At 51.6% G+C, this 19,679-nt stretch carries 25 protein-coding genes and 1 pseudogene; all 26 read right to left on the reverse strand.

The window, feature by feature from the left end:
• Positions 1-2 precede the first annotated feature (2 nt).
• Positions 3-3,044 carry a phage tail tape measure protein gene (locus ABVM99_RS02780; protein WP_023194669.1) on the reverse strand — a complete coding sequence of 1,014 codons (3,042 nt, stop codon included), beginning with the start codon at positions 3,042-3,044 and terminating at the stop codon, positions 3-5.
• On the reverse strand, positions 3,016-3,354 hold the full coding sequence (locus ABVM99_RS02785) for a phage tail assembly protein T (RefSeq protein ID WP_010989052.1): 339 nt from the start codon (positions 3,352-3,354) through the stop codon (positions 3,016-3,018). Before ABVM99_RS02785 ends, ABVM99_RS02780 begins: the two co-directional genes overlap by 29 nt.
• Positions 3,351-3,746 (reverse strand): phage tail assembly chaperone G, encoded by a 396-nt coding sequence (gene gpG, locus ABVM99_RS02790; RefSeq protein ID WP_000479607.1) that lies wholly within the window; start codon positions 3,744-3,746, stop codon positions 3,351-3,353. Before gpG ends, ABVM99_RS02785 begins: the two co-directional genes overlap by 4 nt.
• 50 nt (positions 3,747-3,796) lie before the next feature.
• Positions 3,797-4,543, reverse strand: coding sequence for a phage tail tube protein (locus tag ABVM99_RS02795; RefSeq protein ID WP_000971954.1), 747 nt, complete (start codon positions 4,541-4,543; stop codon positions 3,797-3,799).
• Between the two features lie 7 nt (positions 4,544-4,550).
• A complete protein-coding gene (locus ABVM99_RS02800; RefSeq protein ID WP_023194670.1) occupies positions 4,551-4,952 on the reverse strand; it encodes a phage minor tail U family protein in 402 nt (133 codons plus the stop codon).
• Positions 4,949-5,527: a phage tail protein gene (locus tag ABVM99_RS02805; protein ID WP_000677089.1), complete on the reverse strand. Its 579-nt coding sequence runs from the start codon at positions 5,525-5,527 to the stop codon at positions 4,949-4,951. Before ABVM99_RS02805 ends, ABVM99_RS02800 begins: the two co-directional genes overlap by 4 nt.
• On the reverse strand, positions 5,514-5,891 hold the full coding sequence (locus ABVM99_RS02810) for a head-tail joining protein (protein WP_000083293.1): 378 nt from the start codon (positions 5,889-5,891) through the stop codon (positions 5,514-5,516). The genes ABVM99_RS02805 and ABVM99_RS02810 overlap by 14 nt, the downstream gene beginning before the upstream one ends.
• Before the next feature lie 10 nt (positions 5,892-5,901).
• Positions 5,902-6,267, reverse strand: coding sequence for a DNA-packaging protein FI (locus ABVM99_RS02815; RefSeq protein WP_000201485.1), 366 nt, complete (start codon positions 6,265-6,267; stop codon positions 5,902-5,904).
• Between the two features lie 57 nt (positions 6,268-6,324).
• Entirely contained in the window at positions 6,325-7,353 is a 1,029-nt protein-coding gene (locus ABVM99_RS02820; RefSeq protein ID WP_000522566.1) for a major capsid protein, read from the reverse strand.
• A gap of 54 nt (positions 7,354-7,407) precedes the next feature.
• The gene (locus ABVM99_RS02825) at positions 7,408-7,755 is read right to left on the reverse strand and encodes a head decoration protein (RefSeq protein WP_023194671.1); all 348 of its coding nucleotides are present in this window, start codon (positions 7,753-7,755) and stop codon (positions 7,408-7,410) included.
• 12 nt (positions 7,756-7,767) lie between these two features.
• Positions 7,768-9,264 carry a S49 family peptidase gene (locus ABVM99_RS02830; protein ID WP_023194672.1) on the reverse strand — a complete coding sequence of 499 codons (1,497 nt, stop codon included), beginning with the start codon at positions 9,262-9,264 and terminating at the stop codon, positions 7,768-7,770.
• On the reverse strand, positions 9,254-10,834 hold the full coding sequence (locus ABVM99_RS02835) for a phage portal protein (protein ID WP_023194673.1): 1,581 nt from the start codon (positions 10,832-10,834) through the stop codon (positions 9,254-9,256). Before ABVM99_RS02835 ends, ABVM99_RS02830 begins: the two co-directional genes overlap by 11 nt.
• On the reverse strand, positions 10,831-11,034 hold the full coding sequence (locus ABVM99_RS02840) for a phage head-tail joining protein (RefSeq protein WP_000201415.1): 204 nt from the start codon (positions 11,032-11,034) through the stop codon (positions 10,831-10,833). Before ABVM99_RS02840 ends, ABVM99_RS02835 begins: the two co-directional genes overlap by 4 nt.
• Positions 11,018-12,949 (reverse strand): phage terminase large subunit family protein, encoded by a 1,932-nt coding sequence (locus ABVM99_RS02845; RefSeq protein ID WP_058799589.1) that lies wholly within the window; start codon positions 12,947-12,949, stop codon positions 11,018-11,020. The genes ABVM99_RS02840 and ABVM99_RS02845 overlap by 17 nt, the downstream gene beginning before the upstream one ends.
• Positions 12,921-13,466 carry a terminase small subunit gene (locus tag ABVM99_RS02850; protein WP_001102153.1) on the reverse strand — a complete coding sequence of 182 codons (546 nt, stop codon included), beginning with the start codon at positions 13,464-13,466 and terminating at the stop codon, positions 12,921-12,923. The genes ABVM99_RS02845 and ABVM99_RS02850 overlap by 29 nt, the downstream gene beginning before the upstream one ends.
• A 407-nt stretch (positions 13,467-13,873) precedes the next feature.
• Positions 13,874-14,323, reverse strand: a complete 450-nt coding sequence (locus ABVM99_RS02855; protein WP_052938200.1) for a hypothetical protein — start codon at positions 14,321-14,323, stop codon at positions 13,874-13,876.
• Positions 14,324-14,390: 67 nt separating this feature from the next.
• Positions 14,391-14,894 carry a hypothetical protein gene (locus ABVM99_RS02860; protein WP_052938201.1) on the reverse strand — a complete coding sequence of 168 codons (504 nt, stop codon included), beginning with the start codon at positions 14,892-14,894 and terminating at the stop codon, positions 14,391-14,393.
• A gap of 102 nt (positions 14,895-14,996) precedes the next feature.
• Positions 14,997-15,539, reverse strand: a complete 543-nt coding sequence (locus ABVM99_RS02865; RefSeq protein ID WP_052938202.1) for a DUF2514 family protein — start codon at positions 15,537-15,539, stop codon at positions 14,997-14,999.
• Positions 15,536-16,150 (reverse strand): glycoside hydrolase family 19 protein, encoded by a 615-nt coding sequence (locus ABVM99_RS02870; RefSeq protein ID WP_023195402.1) that lies wholly within the window; start codon positions 16,148-16,150, stop codon positions 15,536-15,538. The genes ABVM99_RS02865 and ABVM99_RS02870 overlap by 4 nt, the downstream gene beginning before the upstream one ends.
• On the reverse strand, positions 16,150-16,431 hold the full coding sequence (locus tag ABVM99_RS02875; RefSeq protein ID WP_000226307.1) for a phage holin family protein: 282 nt from the start codon (positions 16,429-16,431) through the stop codon (positions 16,150-16,152). The genes ABVM99_RS02870 and ABVM99_RS02875 overlap by 1 nt, the downstream gene beginning before the upstream one ends.
• The gene (locus ABVM99_RS02880) at positions 16,418-16,807 is read right to left on the reverse strand and encodes a phage holin family protein (protein WP_001294873.1); all 390 of its coding nucleotides are present in this window, start codon (positions 16,805-16,807) and stop codon (positions 16,418-16,420) included. The genes ABVM99_RS02875 and ABVM99_RS02880 overlap by 14 nt, the downstream gene beginning before the upstream one ends.
• A 91-nt stretch (positions 16,808-16,898) precedes the next feature.
• Entirely contained in the window at positions 16,899-17,087 is a 189-nt protein-coding gene (locus tag ABVM99_RS02885) for a hypothetical protein (protein WP_000658039.1), read from the reverse strand.
• 297 nt (positions 17,088-17,384) lie between these two features.
• Positions 17,385-17,555: pseudogene (locus ABVM99_RS02890) on the reverse strand (putative holin); the annotation flags it as partial.
• 58 nt (positions 17,556-17,613) lie between these two features.
• Complete coding sequence (locus tag ABVM99_RS02895; RefSeq protein ID WP_023195403.1) at positions 17,614-18,039, reverse strand: subtilase family AB5 toxin binding subunit; 426 nt, start codon at positions 18,037-18,039, stop codon at positions 17,614-17,616.
• 132 nt (positions 18,040-18,171) lie between these two features.
• Positions 18,172-18,897 (reverse strand): toxin ADP-ribosyltransferase subunit ArtA, encoded by a 726-nt coding sequence (gene artA / locus ABVM99_RS02900; protein ID WP_023195404.1) that lies wholly within the window; start codon positions 18,895-18,897, stop codon positions 18,172-18,174.
• Between the two features lie 198 nt (positions 18,898-19,095).
• Positions 19,096-19,674 (reverse strand): DUF1133 family protein, encoded by a 579-nt coding sequence (locus ABVM99_RS02905; RefSeq protein ID WP_023195405.1) that lies wholly within the window; start codon positions 19,672-19,674, stop codon positions 19,096-19,098.
• Between the last annotated feature and the right edge of the window lie 5 nt (positions 19,675-19,679).

The following is a 19,679-nucleotide window of genomic DNA, read 5'->3' on the forward strand; positions in this document are numbered from 1 at the left end:
TGTTATCGCCCTCCTCCAGCAATACCCCCGTCACGCGACTGCTGTTGCCAGAAATCAATGGCGGCTTTTTTTCCAATGTTATATACGGCCTGTAATGCCTGCGGACCAATCTGTCCGTTGCCGGCGTCGTTGTGGATTTCAATGTTGTACTCAGGCGCAAACATCGCCATCCCTCCCGAACCGGCTGCCACGACACCCAGCTTACCGTCAGCACCACGACGAAGTGGTAATATTGCCTCCGGTCCTGCCTCGCCCATCACCCCGGCACCTTTGGCAAAAGCAAAAAATGTCGGGCGATTAACAATGCTGCCGCTGTATCGGCTCAGTTCAGAAGACTGATAAACTCCACCAGTCGCGTTGGCTGTCACACCAAATCCCAGAGCAGATCCGATTCCCTTTACAGCCTGCATCATTGCCATACGTGCTGAAATTTTTGCCAGATCTGACACGATGGATGCGGTGAAAGATTTAAAGTTTAGTTTTCCAGTGGTAACGAACGTCGCCAGCCCGTCGCCCATACTGTTGAATGCCGATGTGAACATTTGCTCCGTTGCGCCCGCCACGTTGCTGCCCTGCGCCATAAAGTTATCCAGCGCACGCGACGCCCCCAGAGTCCAGTCTCCCTGCGCAGCATCCACTTTCGCATTGTACTCAGCCCACTCAACCAGCCGGCGATTGAGACTGCCCTTCAGCGCCTGCTCAGCCTGACGATATTCGTCAGAACCGTATGTCCCCTTTGCCTTACTGTCGCGCTTAAGCTGCTCCAGTTGTTCCTGGTAGCGCTGCTGAATTTTCAGACGCTCTTCGTACCGACCTCGTTGCTGATCGCCCATACCCATTGTGGCCAGCGCCATTGCGTGCTGCTGCCTGACGCGGGATTCTTCGTCAGCGAGCTGGCTGGTTAATGTGAGCGTCTTTTTCTTCAGTTCATTAAGGGCATTCTGGTGTTGCAAATCCTGTTGTGAGATATCCAGCTTCTGTAGCGCAAGCGCAATTTCATCCTTATGTGCCAGTACGCTTTGTTCATCCGCCGTCAGTTTTTTACCGGAAAAATCAGCGATGCGCTGCTGAAATGATAAAAGCTGCTTATGCGCTTCCGTCATTTTTTCGGTCGTGGAAAGCTTCGCGGCGGCAATCTGCCCTTCAGTCTGCGCCTGTTGCTGGCTGTACTGCAAAAGCAGTCGCCTGGCCTCGTCGTTGTGGTAAGTCTTTGGCTTTTTCGCCTGTTGTGACAACGCCTTTTTATGACGTTCATTTTCGCGCTCCAGTGCGGCATTGCGTACAGCAGCATCGGCATACTGCATGGCGGTAATGCGCGCCACCTCCCGTTGGTGCCGCAGGGATTCAGTTTCATTATCCCGGTTCAGCGCGGCGTTCTGCTCGTTCCGACGTTTCTGCGTTTCCTGATAATTACGCTCTGCCTGCGCCTTCGCATCCAGCAGGTCCTTCTGGCGTTTCTGTTCCTGAAGTTCGTTCAGCTGCTGCTGATCGTATTCAGTCTGGGAGGAAGACACCGTCCAGGGCGTTTTTCTGTCGCGCGCGATTTTTTCCTGCAGTGTCGCGATCTTTTCATCGAGCGTGTCTTCCCGCCCGATATCCAGCATCCGATCCCATGCCCACTTCGCCGCATCACCGACAGCATTCCATGCTCTTTCAATCCAACCCAGATTGTCGTGTACGTCCCCCATCCGCTTATTCATTTCTTCCGAATACGCGGACATGGCAATTTTCGCGGCATCAGCCACTCTTCCCTGCTCGCCCAGTACCCTGATTTGTTCAAGCTGGGTGGCTGTCAGAAAATGCAGTGTCCTGTCCAGTTCTTTCGCCGCATTCACCGGATCATCCCGCAGGCGTTTAAACTGGCGGATGGTTTCATCCACTGATTGTCCAACGTTTTCCTGCATTCTGGTCGCGGTACGGGATACCATTGCCACTGCCTGTCCGGTAAACGCTCCGCTACCGACCACCTGTGCCAGCACGCCTGCAGCATCGTGCTGCGTGACGCCATTTCCGGCGAGCGACTTCGCCATCGCATTAAGCTGGCCTGTGGTTTTTCCGGCATAACTCCCGGTCAGAATAAGCTGTTTATTGAACGTCTCGCTTTCTTTAGCTCCTTCATAGTAGGCCTTGCCCAGCCCGTAAACAGCAGCAGCCACGCCGCCAGCCAGCCCGCCGAGCATCATGCCCTTCGGAGACATCAGTTGCTCGATCCACCCGGCGCGGTTAGCGAGCGTAATACCACTTCCCCGCAGTGCCCCGAAATTCCCGCGGGCCAGCTCACCAGCCAGCACGCCCAGTTCACGACGGGCAGCAGCGCTTTTCAGTCCTAGCGTATGGGTGGCAGTTCCGGTACGCTCCAGTTTACGGATATAAATATCTGCGGCGCTGCTGACACCCAGTTCAGCCGCCTTCACCCGCAGCAGCTCGGTACGGGAGAGGCCCTGTACCGTCGTCTGCTCTTTCAGGCGGCGTATAAACTGTGCTTTTTTCTGCGTGGCCAGCGCTTCGGCATCGGTAAGCTCACGGGTCTTCCTGGCGGTTTCAGACACCAGCGCCAGATAATCGCCCTGTGAGATATCTCCGCGTCCTTTCGCCTGTCGTACCTGCGCCTGGATACGCTGCAGCTCCTGCAGACCACCGCTTAACTGTTTTACACTGTCAATCTGGCGGTAAAAAGCAGCACTTGTCCTGTCCTGTGCTGCCGCCACAGCCGCTGACTGCGCCTGTTCCTCACGCAGTTTCCTTCTCAGTGCCTCCACCCGCTGTCGCGTCTGATCCACATCCGCCGCCAGACGCGTACTGGCCGCTGCGCTTTTCTCCACAGCGGAACTGTACGCGGTACTGCTGGCAGTCACTTGCTCCAGACTGGCGGACGTCCGGCGCGTCGCCTCCGTCTGCTTATCCAGAAAACGCTGCATCCGGGCCGCTGAACGTTCTGAGTCACCAGCCGCATCGTTCAGCAATTTTTTAATGCGCGGAACTTCGTTTCGGAACTCTGCGCTGTCGATACTTAAATCAATGACCAGGTTCGCTATCTGGTCCATAGCGGACACCTCCGGTAATACCTTCGCCCAGGATCATCAGTTCATCATCCGTTTTTTCGTGCAACGACTCAGGATCAGTGATCAGGCTGAACATTTCTGCATCGTGATGCGTGCCTGTAACCAGTCCGGAAATCAGCGATTTCAGCGTTGCAAACTCCGCATCCAGCAACATGTCACTGAAGCTGTTCTTCCCGAAATGCTCCGCCCACTCACCCAGCTCTGTCGCACTCATTTCCGCCAGCATCTGCCGCCAGTCTGGTCGCCGGAACTCACGCGCGAGCCGCATCACAAACGCCAGCTCCCGGTTCAGGACTTTTCCGGCGTGGTCGTGTCCTTTTCACTCCCGCTGTCGTCTTCCTGCGATGCCGGAAGACGCATACCACTCAGGGACAGAACCATATCAGCGCCACGTCCCAGCGCCTCATAAGACCATTCCAGTCTGACGGACTCATACAGGGCGCGGGCCTCCTCCTCTTTTTTGCTTTCACACAGGGAGCGGGATACCAGCCATGCATTAATATCCACCCCCATCTGCATAAATTCTGTCTGACGCTCTGCTTCCGTCAGGGTTTCAGGCTGTGCGTCATAGTCTGCCGTCCGCTGCTGAATAAACTTCAGATAATCCACACGTTGCAGGGCAGAAAGCTCACTGAGCACGATGGAATGCCCACCGTAGTTAAAGGTGTCTGTATTGAGAAACATGATGATTTTCCATAGAAGCCCCGGAACCGGGGCGGACTGATAAGAGAGGGTTATGACGCTGTCACTGTCACTGCTGCCACCGCGACAAGACTGCCGTCACTGCTGATACCAACAATATTCACGCTGCCCGCCTTCACGCCTTTAACCGTGGCCACATTATCCTTCAGCGTGACGGTGGCGATCAGCGGATCGGCGGTCGCAACCTGCAGCGTTTTATCTGACGCGTTATCAGGTTTTACCGTAAATGTCAGCGTGGTGGTGGCTCCGGCAGCCACCGTGGCACTGGCCGGCGCAACGGTCACGCCGGATACGCTGACTACGTCAGGTGTATCCTCCTCCGCAAGAGAAGGACGCCCGACGCCGGTGATTTTTACGCTGCGTGTCATCACCTCTTTGGACGTCACGGTTTTACCCAGTGAACTCAGCCAGCCGCGGAACACATCAACCGTCCCGTTAGGATACCTGATACGGAAGGCGCGAACTTCGCCGGTGTCAAACAGCTCAACCAGTTTTTTCTGTCCGGTCTCACCGGGTTTCCAGGCCAGCGTGGCCGTGGTGTCACCGACGCTTTTCTGCCCCTGCGTAGTGCTTTTCCAGTCGGCATTTTCATCATCAAGATAGTCATCGTCTTCCGCATCTGCACTCATTTCTCCGGGCTGCAGATCCTTAATACCTGCCAGTCGCAGCCAGTCATCATCAGCCAGTGGATTTTTAAACGCATCGCCGCTGCCGGTATACAGCCAGAATGTGGTTCCGGCGCCTTTCGTTTTTACCAGTGGGTTTGGTGTTCCCATCATATCCTCCTCAGTTGGTATAGGTGATCCGGTAAGTAATTTCTGCCATCCCCCACGTTGCCATTTCGCTGTCACGCTGGTAGTCATAACCCAGCGGGGTCATGGTATCGATAAGGCGCTCCAGAACACTAACCTCTTCCAGCGCAGGAAAGATTTTTTCTTCCATCCAGATATCAAGCTCTGTATCAGGAGCCTGAGCCCTCAGAAAAACTGCCGTATGGAGAGTAGCCTGCCAGTCATCCTCATCGGTCATAAGGCCTGTATACTGTGCGTCTGTCAGCCAGACAGCTATTGCGGGTAAATCTTCCTGTTCTACGAAAGCAGGAAGTCCATCAAAAAGAGTGACAGGTGCGCCAGTCACGGATTCCAGCTTTTCCAGAACGGCCCGGCGGATTAATGTGTGTTTGCTCATCGTGAAAGATAAAGCCTCAGTTGTTGTTTCAGGGCATACCCCAGTTGCTTCGGTATTTCCTCGTCAATCAAGCTTTGTGTGGCGCTTTCGAATGCCTGAGTCAATGGTCCGGAAAGAGGAATTTTCACTACATCAATTGGATAACGGTTTTTCCCGTTAACGCGTCGCATAACATGCCAGCGTCCGTTAGCCAGTTGCTGAATAAAGGCATCCCGGAACAGATATGGCCCGATTTTCAGCACACTTCCACGATACAGCAGTTTTCCCCTCCGTTTGCTCATCCTGACCTGTGCAGCGCCCAACTTTATGGCGGGAAGGTTTCCCCGGTTAATCCGTATCCGGGCAGAGCGTTTACCGTCTGTACCGGCTTTAAATAACCTCACCCTCTGGCGAACCAGCTTCAGCGGAAGTCCTCTTACCTGGTTATCTCCGGCGACAGTCTCCCGCGCCACCTTACGGGTTGCCACTGAAACAGCTTTCTGCGCCACGCGATTCACAGCCCAGATACTGGCCCGGGGAACCATCTGCCGGTCAAGGCTGTTCAGATTCCGGATCGCATTTTCAAGCCCTTTCAAACATTCCTCCCGTCCTGCGCCGGTTATCCGTCGGCGGCTCCCCCCTGCCCAGCAGAATAATACTGCTGTCTCCACCAGCCGGAGTGATGCGATCCACCCAGAAGGTGTCACCGAGAATGGTTAGTGTGTCCGGGCGCTTCAGATGGACTGTCAGGGATGTTTTGACAAAAAATGTAGGCTTGTCCCCCTCAATCCGGACACCTCCGGCGGCATACGACACACTTTCAGGATCGTCAAATACGCCCGTAAGCGTGGCCCCTGCCAGAACGCCGGAAGTTATTGTTGCTACCGTTCCCATCACCCGGAGGATGGCATCATCAGCCTGAGAAATCGCGGTATCAAACAGGTTTTCGGACTGCGACATATCGCCACCCTTACAGTTCAATAATAAGTCCTGCAGCAATCAGCTCGTCCACATCGTGTTGCGAAATACGCGCCGGGTTTCCCGCCATAACCATATCCAGTTCCCGGTTACTGTCCGGATCGATGGCGCAGATGTGTAGTGTACGAAGCGCCCTGATAAGTACCCGTTCGGATCTTTGCCCGATCCCGGGCGGCACTATGGATTCATCACTGTCATTTTCCACAGCAGGCAAATGCTCCGCCTCCGCCTCCGCTTCCTCTTCCCATTCCATGACACGCTGGCTGAGTTCAGCGGCGCTCCCGGACACATCCGGATCACGACCAAGCCGCGTCGCAAGCTCCCGCAGACGCTGTATATTCTCTTCTTTTGTTGCCATAAAAGATCCTCCCGCAATTTGTAACAATAAAGGCCTGAATCAGGCCTTTTGGGATGCTTAACCGACAGTGACAATGACAAACTCATCCGGGTCCGGCAGGACCATCAGCGGCGCAGACTGCGTCATGGTATATTCATTCGCCGGGTCCCCCACCGTCAGCCAGTGTTTGGGATAACGGGTGGCGGCAACAATACCCTCCGCGAGCGCCTGTGAATCCTGAATGGCACCATAGCAGCGGATACCTTCTGCCGCCGTATTTCCCAGAACCAGAGTCCCTTCAGGCAGGTAACGCTTTTCGGTCCCGTTATCAGCAACATAGGATGTTTTAGCCACCACAATGGCCAAATCTCCGTAATACCCCTTGAACGACACCACAGCCCCAAGGTCCTTCACCGCCGTTTCCAGCTGAGAATTTGAACCGCGGCGTGTATCCAGTTTTTCACGGAACAGCTTAAAACCGTTCAGCAGACGCCAGACTTTCCCGTCCATCACGGCAATATTGATCAGACCGGATGCCTGGTCGCAGTACATATCCAGATCATAAGTCGGGTCAAAGGTTTCCCTGTCCTGCTCTGACCATTTTTTACCTGTGGCCTGAATAATGTTATTCCCGGCGGAGCGACCAAAATCCACCTCCACGGTGTCAAACTGCTCGCCCTGCATGGTGTATTTCCCGTTCAGCACCGCACTGACGGCCTGCATCTCCTCCACCTGGACGATGGCCTTCTCTTCCTGCTTCAGGTTATCGGTCAGAATGCGCAGACGACGGTAGGCCGGATCGTTAAGCCTGGCCGGGTCTTCACCCGGCAGACGCTCAACAACCTGCGCATAGTTAACTTCATGCTTCGGTTTGACATACCCCGGACGCAGTACGCGCGTTTCCCCGCCGCGGTTACGCAGAACCTTCCCTCCAACCACCGGAGATACATAAGCGGCAATCGGTGTTTTTCCGGTAATTTTGTCCAGCATGACTTCCTGGGTAGGAAATGTCACAGTACGGCGAAAAAACAGGCTCAGGAAGAGTGGGTTAAATTTAACTTTCTGCTCGGTATAACCCAGCAACTGGCGGGTGGTAAACAATCCCATAAATGGTGTCCTCCGGACGTTAAATACGATAAAGGCCGCTTCGCGGCCTTCTTATTACGGTAAAGCGGCGTGACTGACGGCGCTTCCGGCGAATGCATTTGCCTGCTTAATGGCATCCACACTCTTCGGCCATGCCAGTGATTCTGTGGCAAAGGTGCCGCTCTTCCAGTACGTCAGCAGGTTTTCCGACCCGTCCAGCTCAAGGGCCAGAACCCCGACTGCCGTTCCGGCCTTCTGCCCGTCCCAGACCACCAGTTTCCCGGTGGTATCATCCAGCATCAGGGGCGTCAGCATCGGTGTGGCCGCCGTTATACCGCTGACTCCCGTTGCGGTATGTGCCGGATCGTTACCGGCGAAAATGCGGTTATCCGCACGTTTCTCAATAGTGGTGGTAAATGACATACTGTCTCCTTATCAGGTGGCTGAAGTACCGGGAATACTCATCAACAACGTCGTTTCGGTATCATTACTGTGGCCTTTGCCGCCGGATATGGGGCCCGGGGAATGAGACTGCATGAAAGCATCAAATGCGTTGTTCATGCTCAGCCCCGCATTACCGGATTTGTCCGGCGCGGCAGCCAGCAGGTCACGGGCCTGATCTGTGGTCATACCAGGCATGACAGCCAGTTTTTCCGCCAACTCTTCACGGCCTTTCGCCTCATCAAGCGCCATCACGGCATCATGAAGTGACGTTGCCGCAGCGATCGGCGATGCTGCCAGAATGGTTCTGGCCTGTTCCACCGTCATCTCTGGCATGGCCGCCAGTGTCTGTGCGAGTGTTTCCCGACCACCAGCTTCTTCCAGGGCAAGGATACGGTCAGCGGTGCTGGTCGTGTCCGCCGGAGCGGCGGCAGCCAGAATAGACTTCGCCTGAGCAACGCTCATTCCCGGCTGCCCGGCCAGCATCTGTGCCAGTGCCTCATGCCCCCTGGCCTCCGGGCAACCCAGAATTCCCATTACGCGCTGGTTTTCCTGCGTGACAGCGTCAGCTGCACTTAATTCAGGCATAGTGCCTCCTGTCTTGTTACTGTTGATAGCTTCTGCCATCACGCCGATGGCGTCAGCAGCATTCACCATTCCATCTGCCAGTCCGGTAGTGATAATGGCCTGCCCGTCATACACTGCCGCCTCCGTCTCCATTACCGCATCGACAGACAACCCCGTGTACCGGGCCACTTTTTCTGCAAACATCTTTCTGGCCTCGTCCATTCGCTGCTGGTAGTCGGCATAGACGCTTTCCGGTAATTTCTGGCTGGGCGTCAGATCAGCCTTGTGTGCGCCAGAATAGATAAGGGTGATATCGATCCCTTCCTGTTTCAGTTTTTCGGCGTAGCTGGTATGCGCCATCACCACACCAATTGATCCCATTCTGGACGTCTGGGTCACAAGGCGGTGCGAACAGGCTGCCGCCAGCAACATGGCCGCCGAACAGGCTGTTTCATTTGCCAGTGCCCAAACAGGTTTCTGTTCGCGCATCCGGTAAATCATGTCAGCACAGTCAAACGCCCCGGCAGCCTGACCGCCGGGACTGTCAATATCCAGCAGAATGCCTTTTACCTCCGGATCTGAAACCGCCTGTTGTAGCCGGGCAGTGACACCGTCATATCCGGTCATCCCTGAAAAGGGACGCATTCCGCCGAGTTTATGAACCAGTGTTCCGGTCACGGGTAATACCGCAATACCGTTCACTACCTGATAAAAACGTGCCTGCGGCTTTCCGGTCGCCATAAAATCGCCTGTGACCAGTGCCATATCCGACTGATCCAGACTTTCGTTATTACCGGGAATGTGCAGGCTGTTAATGCCTGACTCCCTGCCCAGCGCGCAAAAGAAAACCCGCGCATAGGCGGGTTCAAGCAGCAACGGAGCACTGGTTGCCTGGCTGATGATGTGCGAGAGATTACGTTGCACGCTTTTCCTCCTCCGTCTGACGGCTCGCCGCGATCTGTTGTTGATAGGTATCAGTGATCCATACCGGACGCGAAAGTCCGGCTGCCCGCCGTTCTTCGGATTCCCTGACCTGCTGGCGGAATATCTCCTGGTAATCCTCGCCCATAATGGCGAGTTCTTTTTCATAGGTACTCAGCCCGGCCTCAATACGCATCACGGATTCCTGAACCTCCTTGAGTCCGTCAATCGCCATACGTCCGGCACCAATCCACTCCGAGCGGCTCCAGCTGGATCGGGCCTCCCAGAAGGAAAACCTGGCCCTGGGTGCCCGGATAACTCCCCGTATCAGCGCCTCCTCCAGCCAGCAGGAAAACATTTGTGTCGCCAGCCGTCCGGCAATGAACCGGCGCCGCCCCAGTAAATAGCGCCAGGACTCATTGGCAGATGCGCGGGCGCTGGAATAGCTGACCTGAGAATAATCACGCGAAAGCTGCTCATAAGAGACCCCCAGCCCGGCGGCAATATACCGGAGCAGCGCCTGCTCCAGCGCCGAAAAGCCATTATCGGAATCCTGCGCAGTCTGCAGATTCAGCTCATCACCCGGGTACAGGTGGGGAATTTTTACACCTCCCAGTTTGATACTGTTGGTACTGTAATAGCGGGCATAATTTGCCAGCATGTTAACAAGGGGCGTATCTTTGTTATCTGCCGCCGTGATGTATTCAAAGGCTTTCTCGGAATCGAGTTCGCTTTCGATCGTGGCGGCGTACATGGCTTTGACAATCGCGGACTGAAGCTGCGTTGCCTGCAGGGTATCAAGCATCTTCAGCCGCTCCATCACACTGTAAAACTGATTGGCACCGCGCGTCTGTCCGTCCTCAACCGGCTCGAAAATATGTAACATCGCGGGTCGTCCGGACGGCAGAAAACGAGGAATACGGGTCCAGCGTTCCCCACCAGCCACCGGCCAGTCATCATCACAGACATGATAGGCGAGGGCTTTTCCATTCCGGTCCGTTTCCACTCCTGCGCGAAGCTGGCGGTTTCCGCGGGCATACCCCGGTGTGTCCACCCGTTTCGGACTGACAGCCTTGAATCGGGTACGGAAAACCTGCGTGGTTTCAGCGTCCCAGACAGGCTGGAGAAAAATTTCACCATTAAAGGCGTGAACGCCCACGCCTTCACGGATGAACTCTGTAAAAGTACGCTTCCCCTCGGCATCCATTTCGCCAAAAATACCATCGCAATACTCTGTCCATGCAGCTTCAACCTCATCAACAAAACTCTTCGCTGCGCTCTCACGCATACCAAGATAGCGCCAGTTTGGACGATAGCTGATAAGAAACAGGTGTCCGACAATATGATCCTTGTGCAGAGCCACCGCATTTGCTGCAATACCATTATTACGGACCAGATCATCAGCCCGCGCATTGCCGAGGCGCAACGAAGGCAGCAGCGCGGCATCCACGCTTTCCGCCGGGGGCATCCAGTCAGCCATCTGTCCGCCGAAACCGATCCCCCCGCCGGTGTATCCCAGACTTTCCCGCAGCGGCGTGCCGTGAACATCCACCAGAACCGGGGTGCGCTTCACAGTCTCACCCCCACAGGTGCCCGGCGGCGACCATTGCACAGTGACGCCTCAAGTTCCGCGACATATTTTTTCAGATCCCCTACCGATGTCGCGGTAAATTCAACCCGTCGCCCGTCTTTCTGAACCGTCGCCACCCGTTTTCCCGTCATCAGGTCATGCAGCGCGACGCGGGCTTCCTGTAGCTCAGTGATTGTTGCCATTAACTCCTCCTGCCAGCATTGCGGCCAGTTGTTCAAGTGTCGGGGTATCCTGCTCTTCGCTTTTCCTTGATGTCGCCAGCGCCTCCAGATCCAGTTGCCAGCGCTGCACAGACACCCGTAACGCTGCACTGGCATAGACAAGACAATCCAGCGCTTCGTTACGACGTCCTTTGGCATCCCATAACAGCCGGAATTTTCCGTTAACCAGTTTCTCCACCAGCTCTTCGGCTACCAGTTGCTTCGCTTCCACCTCCGTAAAAACATCCGGATTATCCGGAAAGCGGATCGCATAAGGCGTGGCTTCATCGGCAGGCGCAGTAACCGCCCCCATTCTGGCGTAAAGCATTTCTTTGGCAGTATCAGTACCGATTTCGCACAGGAATACCCCGCTCTGGTTGCGTTTTTTAGGCATGGTAATAACGGGTTTTCCGTAAATGGAGGCCCCTTTGACAGGCAGCACGCGGAAAATGCCGTGTTTTTTTGAGCGTTTATAGACGATTTCTGCATCGATACCGCCGATATCCCAGCAGATACGGGAAATGGAAATATCCGTCCCGTCAGCATGACGATATTTTTTATTAATGACGGCATCCACACGCTGCAGGGTATCTTCATCATCATGCCGTCCCATGATAATTTGCTTATCAATAAGGAAAGCCTCTTCGCCCGGCGCCCAGCCCCAGACATACATTTCATAACGGTTACGCTGGGAGTCGATACCAGCGGTCAGATACACCACCCGCTCCGGAACCGGCGCCGCATAATGAATCACTTTTTCCAGCAAAAGCTCATGGCTGAGTTTTTCGGCCACCGCCTCTTCATAAGGCTCGCCCAACGTGGTGTTTATAAAGGTTTTCACACCATTTGGATCTTTCAGCGCATCCAGCCAGTCATAAATAATCTGTATCCAGGTGGTAAAGGGACTGTAAGCCGTCCAGATATGAAAGGTAATGGATCGTGGCGGCGGAACCTCCTCACCGGACGCGCTGAAATAAGCCAGTCCATCGCGTGTCCACATGCCTGTGTTATCGCAAATCCAGCGGCCTGCTTTCTGATCAAGTTCCGATTGACGGATCACGCATCCATTATGTTCACAAAGGTAATACACCGTCTCCGGCTTGCTTTTCTCCCATTTCAGACCGAACGGCGTACTGCCATCACCGAATTTAAGGTACTGTTCTTCGCCACAATGCGGACACGGTACATGAAAACGCATAAAATGCGCCGATTCATTTGCCGCCTTTTCAATCTGGCATGACCCTTTGACTTTTGGTGTGGAGCCCCGAATGGATTTAGGCCAGACAGAACCTTCAATACGTTTATCCCCCAGCAGCGTCGGCGAACCTTCTTTCTCGACATCCGGCTCAAAAGATGACAATTCGTCATAGCAGACCACATCCACCGATTTTTCACGGTAGTTTTTGGCTGCTGCACCGCCGAGGCACCAGAACCCGACACCGGAAGAAAAGCGTTTCAGGGTAAGCGTGTTATCACGATGTTTACGCCCGAACCAGGGGGCCAGCTCCAGCAATACAGGAACATCCCTGATAGTCGGCTCCACGTGGGATTTCATAAAATCCTCAGCGGATGAGTCGGTCGGCTGGAACAGCAGGCTGTTGCGCGACTTGTGCTCTATGAAATAGCCTTCCACCCCCAGCAACATTTTGGTATAGCCCACGCGGGCAGACTTAATGAGGTTTACAACGCGGATCAGTTCATACCCCATCGCGTTCATTATCGCTACCTGAAACGGCAGCGTTTCCCATTTGCCGGGGGTGTAGGAGGACTCTTTTGGCAGATAGTAATACTCATCAGCCCACTGCACGGTGGTAAGCGGTACGGGAATATGAAGCGCTATCAGCCCGTTAGTTATGGCTCTGTTGGCATTATTCGCCCTGCGCTCTCCGGAAATCATCGGTCCACTTCTCCACATCCGCTATCGTGGCGGCCCTGCCTGACGCCCTGGCGATTTCCGTTCTGACCACATCGATGTGCGACTGGCACAGATCAGGATATTTGCGCTGTAATACCAGCGGTACCCTTGACAGTATCCCTGCTATTTCCTGAGCCACCCGTTGCAGGATGTAGGTGAACAATTCGGTCTCAAGAACCAGCCCTTCGCGCTCAGCATTTTTAAGTTCCTGCGCATCCGCCTGGGCTTTTGTCAGGCGGTAGCGCTCATAGTCGATGGTGCCGGGATTAAGATCTGATTCCGCAGCGGCACGTAAATCATCAACCTCTTTACGCAGCTTTTCATTTTCAATAGACGCATCACGCTCCGCGTACCATGAAATCGCTGCCGCGGTGTCGAACACTGCTTCGTTACCTTTTCCTCCTCCGGAAACAAGTGGCAGCCCCTGGCTTTGCCAGGCTGTGACAGTTCTGACGTCACAACCAAAAATTTCAGCCAGTTTTTTTTTATTCACGTTCATGGAAAAGTCTCCCGGAAACAGGAAAGGATCTGCGATCTTCGTTTTTAACTAAAAACGTTATCCAGCAGATCCTTTCTTTTTTCTAAAAAAACCTTTAAAAACAGGAAATAAACGATAAGAAGAACGGATCTGGCTTTTCCCTGAAAATTTTCATAAGGAGTGAAATCTTGCGACGCTGCCGCCCCGTAACGACCCAAACTGTCGGAAAGGACCCATAAGCGACACTAATTGTCAACATAATATTAATGTATGCGTAACATCCACCAACTAAGTATGCCAGATCAACAATTCAGCATATCCAGACTCATTACTTAAAGTCTTTCTTTGACATGCACGAACGATCCCCATAAAAAGCCCAAGACAAAGTAAGGCAAATTCATACTAATCAAGCTAGTTGCAATTCTATGTCAAAAATTAATCTTAATTGCTTTCTGTAATTCGACAGCACTATCCAATAATTCCTTATAATTCATATGGCTTGATTCATAATTTTGCTGTGAACTCCAAACAATATTAAATAGCTCAAACTCTATACATTCATTTTCTTTAAATCCGGCCAACTTCATCTCATGGTAAACATTGGACAGAGCTGGTTGTAGTACATTAATCACATGTTCATTTATTTTAAGGTGATCATTATTTAGGTTTTTGATACTTTCTATCTTTTGGCGGTATTCCAAAATAGCGCGTTTTAATCTAACCTGCTGTATAAATTTTTCTTTATCTTTCCATGAATGTAATGTCTTAATCGCTACTCTCAAAGCACATCCAGTAATCACAGCAGTGATTACTGTAGCAATAGCAGCTAAACACGTTCCTATTGCTGTCCATAAAGCTATTGTATCTGAAGTGTTCATCAATCCCTCCCAAAAGCGAATTAATATAGCATTATCACAGGTACTCAGTGAATACCTGCTGTAATTCTTACTTACGTAACCGCTCCAGCAAATCCTTCTCAAATATCCCGGTACTTTTACATTCAACCGGCTTCACCTTATCGTTACCGTCGGCAGTATCCAGTCCGACAGTGCCTGTCACCATTACCGAAACATTACTGCCTTCACCGGCACTCCAGACCTGCGCGACGATACGGTAATGCTCCTGGATATTTTGTGTCTGCGGTAACAGTGAACAGTCCAGATACAACGAGCTCAGTTCCGGGTCATCCCCGGTACCGGCGATAATCCCTGTGGTATGGTCGTTAACACTGGCTGTGATGGCCTTCTCCCTGAAATACAGCGCCACGGCATTCAGCAACTCATCCGGTTTACGGTTACCGATGAATGAGGTTGATATCTGTTCGCTCATCCCTGGCTGCTGCCCGGCCTGGCTGTCCTGCTGTTGCTGCCCGCCCGTTTTAACCGGACCATACACAGTAATGCAGCCGCCAAGACAAAGTGCGGCAGCGGTGGCTAATATACGGCGCATAGTCATTACCGATAATAAAGCGTTGTACAACCGGCGAGGGACACACATACCAGGGCCAGTACGAATAATTTTGCCTTCATTAATTTTCCTTGTTATCAGGTTTCAGTTCTGCCCGGTCACTTTGTCCCAGGTACGTTCGCATGTGCTTCCGGCGACATAACGCTCATCAGCCTCTTTTGCGAACTTTTCCGCCAGATCGTCAGCTTCGCCAAGCAACTGGGCGAGCAGTATTCCGGTCTCGGCTTTTGCCTGGCTTGCTGCGGCAAGAGCGGAAAGCCTGCCGGTTTCACTTCCTGCAAGTTGCCGTTGTACTGCTGCGAGCTGCTGTTGCAGCCCACCGCGAGCACGCTCAGCAGCATCAGCATCGGCCTGTATTTTTGCCAGTTCTTCATCGGCTCTTTTCCGTTCTTCATCTGCGGCGTGCTGGCGACGCTGCTCTTTCGCTCTTTCGGTTACTTCTTGCTGCAATGCGGCGGTCGCATCGGTAAGGTCTCGTTGCGCCCACTGGAATTTCCAGGATGAATCTGCCTTCTGATAACCTCGTGAATAACACCAGTACGCACCAGCACATAACAAAAAAGCCACCAGCAGTATTTCTGCTAATGGCTTCCAGAATTTTTTAAGCAATTTCAGCAGTACTATCATACGAGCACCGATTTTGCTTTCTCAAAGCGCTCCCGCCGATCACCAATACCGTTCTGTCCTCCGTTGATTATCTGCGTAACGCGTACCATGTCGCCGGAGTATTTCAGACACCCTTTAGTCACAAAAAACCACGCTGCGGATCGGGCGGCATGACGTTCCAGCTCAAGCTGCCCCGGATTCGCCACCAGATCCAGTTTCAGGGCAACGCCACATCTGGTGTAATTCTCCAGCCCAGTAATCTGGATAAGCCCACGCCCACGATACTTCCAGCCATCTCCGGCGTCTTTGTTGCCCATGCGGCCGCCATAAACCAGATTGGCTATTTGTGGCTGGTGGGCAACCTGGCGACCATCAATACGCCCCAGCATTTCGCACTGATAAGTCGTCAGGCGTTTACCAAACGTATTTTTCAGTGCCTCCACCGAATAATTGAAGCTTTCCTTCAGAACAGTAAATCCTGCTGATTCATGTCCCGTTTGTGCAATGAACATGGCCTGATCCAATGGCGCAGTAATACCGAATTCGCTCATTGCCGCCGTAATATGCGGATACCAGCGCGCAGAAATCCCGGCGCTAATACCAGCCGCCTGCTGAAATTGTTGTTGATTCATCAGTGCCTCAGTGCATCAACCAGACGCGCCACATTACCGCGAGCCCACAGCACAGCGGCGCAGATAAGGATATTCACCATCACCACCAGCCAGTGGGATGATTCATATAAACCAAAAACAAACCGGAAAGGGACGCTGGCATATACCAGCACCATGACATAGGCCAGTAACGAAATCAGGGGGCGGTGTGTCGCATCACCGCGTCGGTAAAACATCAGAACGATTACTATTACCCCACAAATTACGGCATTCAGAACTGCAGAAGGGTCATTTGCTACCATTTGATCCCCCTCCCCTGATACGAGAAAGAATACTGAACAGGCTGTTCAGATCCTGACTGTTAAGAAAAGTGAGAAACTTTATACACATTGCAGAAATAATCACTGCGCCAAGAGCATCCAGTGGTTTTTCATAATGCGTTATTGCCGCAAGCTTAGTACCTATCAGCCCGGCGCCAAGCACTCCCACAATAAATGATGTAATAAAATAAGCAACCAGCCTGATGCGTCCGATGTTGGTTGCCGTGGCGACATAAAACACCGCGCCGGCAAAAGCACCGAATACCACACCATAATCGGTTCCGGTTGCCAGACCGAATACACTGGCCCCCATTAATCCACCAGCCAACACTGTCGCACTGGATACAGGTTCGGACATTCATCCCCCTCTGGTTGTGTGGGTCCTCTCAGTTATGAGGGGAAAAATAAAAAAGGCTGCCTGATGGCTGCCCTGATAAGGTTGAAATCATTTAAACTGGTGATTGTAATGGTCCGGAAAGTACTTCTGCTTCGCCGTTATGGCAGATATCATCGCCTCTTGTCAGATGCCAGACACCGACAATAAGCTGTCCTGATTCCAGATCGTCAACTGTGTCGTTCGTATAGTATGCCACCTGAACAACACCGTTATGCTGAATCCAGTAATACCCTTCTTTCATTCACACCTCCGCAAAACAAAGCAAATAGTATATGGCGAAGCAGAAAATGCCGCGGTGCAAGAAACCACAACTCAAATCCTGTTGTACAGGCTGCTCTTTCCAGTCACAGCCTCACCACCGATAGCTCAGTGTGTGATCAAAGGGGGAAGGCTTCATGGGCTGGATTTATCAACAAAGCACGTAGCGGATGATTCCCGTGAGCCTGAATACGAAAAAGGCCACGTAAACGCGCAGCCTTTATGGTGAGAGTTCTAATCTTAAGAGGCACTCCATCAAACAAACCACCCACAATTGTCAGAAGCTTGAAGGAGTGCTTTGGGGTGACAGTATCTGCGGCATTGTTGCCACGAACAACGTTCCCGCAAATGCTCCAAATACAATCCCGAAATCCGTTCCAGTACACAGCCCGAATACAGTCGCCCCACAGAGCGCCACAGCCGTACAGGAGCCTGATAAAGGTTCAGACACAATCGTCTCGCCAACAAGATTTAGACTGTTCTTTATAGCGTTTAATACCCAGAAATATTTAGTTTGGCAACGTAGGCCCCATACAATAATCTATTGAACTACAAGTAGTTATCGCAATTAATTCATTACCAGAGAATCCTGCTGTAAAATTTCTGTCAGCCCAGACATTCTCTTTATAATATATTCTTACTTTCTCCCCTGTTGTATAATAATACCGTGCTGTCGCCAGCATGTTATCAAACCCCTGTTTATGAGTTCCGAACACATCCATTTTACACATGGTATTGGCATTAGGTATTTGACTCTCATTATTCAGTCCGATACAAAAAAACTGACTGTCCTTACCCCCTGACTTATACACGCCATGAGACAGATTGTTAATCTGAACATTACTCTGATACGTATTATAATCAGCCATGTTTGCATAACAAACACTGGATAACGACGCAAGAGTAAGAGCCAAAACATTTAATTTATTTTTCATAATTCACTCCAACAATATTTACCATGACATATAAAAACACAGAGCAACTGAATGCAATGATTATCACTACACTCCTTTTTTTTACTGCCAACGACACTCACATACAAAAAAGAAAATGTTTTTATGCCATCATCAGTTCAATAATTCCGTTAAAACTCCCCGTGCGTCATAAAACTCCATTTCATAGTAATTATAATTACTACGTGCATCATCCCTGCGCACTCCTCTCATTGAAAAACAAGCACTGATTAAGGTACCAAATGCACTAATCCTTTCCCGGGTACTTACCTGTGGTACTGGTAAGTTGGGTATTACCCCAGGATTTGATTGTGTACTCACGCGTAAATAACGGGAATTTGATGTTCCAGATCCGTCTCTTACCTGACTTGTATTTCTGTCGTAAACAAGCTCAACTGCTTCCTGGATATTTTCAATTGGGATAGAATTTACGGCTACATACTCACTTTGCAACCGCATCATCACTCGCTCAAAATGACTAAACTGGATACCACGTGACTCAATATAAGCGACAGACGGCGGAAGGCTGTAGAAACTATTGTCTGCACGGATTCTGTATCTGTACAACCTGCCGCTAAATGTTGTTCTGGAGTAATATACCCGTGCTATGTTATAAGTCTCATTAATATCTGAGGTAGTCGCAATATAGTTACTGTCCCGACTACCGGCGGAACACGAGTCACCTCTGATATGTTGCTGAAGATTCCTGTTATTACCATGAGAACTAAAACCATCACGAAAAATCACATCCGGAGGTCTCGAGTCAACACGATATACAAAATCAACGGCACTTGCGTAACCAGAAAAAAACGCTAAAAATAATATTACTTTTTTTATCATACACCCTCCTACAGAAACTATCAGGCAAGCCACCTAATGTGTTAAACCGGGTGCTAACCATAACTCAGTTATACTTTACGTCTCGCTGGATAAAATTAAAAAACACACTACCCCAGTTTACGGGCATAAAAAAACCCGCTCAGTGGCGGGCTTGTGTGTGTTGCTCAGTTCGCTTTACCGTCCCGAGCCTATCACAATTCAATCATTTACTGGCTCACTTTTCAAGTAAAATCTGTCGCTATTTGTGCCAAATTTGTCACACATTGGCGCGTATAGCATGGATTCGGCAAGACTTAGCCAGGAGTCAATACGTCGGCGGCAAGTCATATAACACCATTCCGGGTGTTTTACCTGTAGTTCTTCAGCCATAAGGCGTTTGCTCTTACGCAGGCGATATCGATTCACTATGATGCTGTAAAGCCCTGAATGACCTTCTCTAACCAGAGTGGTGCCAATAACACCGTCTATTTTCAATCCCTCCTCGTCAGAACAAAATGCTAATCCTGACTTATTTTTGCTGTCGAGTATTTCACGAAGAAAGGCCTCCAGCTCTGGCTTAGTGATGCCAGATTTTTTCATCCGACGAAGAGCGTCGTTAATAGCGGTTTTAGTTATCTTCCCGGATGACAGAAGCTGGTTAAACATATTCCCACCACTACCACCACCAATATATGACCAGCGCCCCCACATTCGAAGCTTGCCTTGTATCCAGATACTTTCAAGAGTTCGGAGGCGAACCATTTCACCAGACTTACCAACTTCAGAAGGATTAATCATTAAGC

This window comes from Salmonella sp. SJTUF15591 (assembly GCF_043356435.1).
Classification (GTDB): Bacteria; Pseudomonadota; Gammaproteobacteria; order Enterobacterales; family Enterobacteriaceae; genus Salmonella; species Salmonella enterica.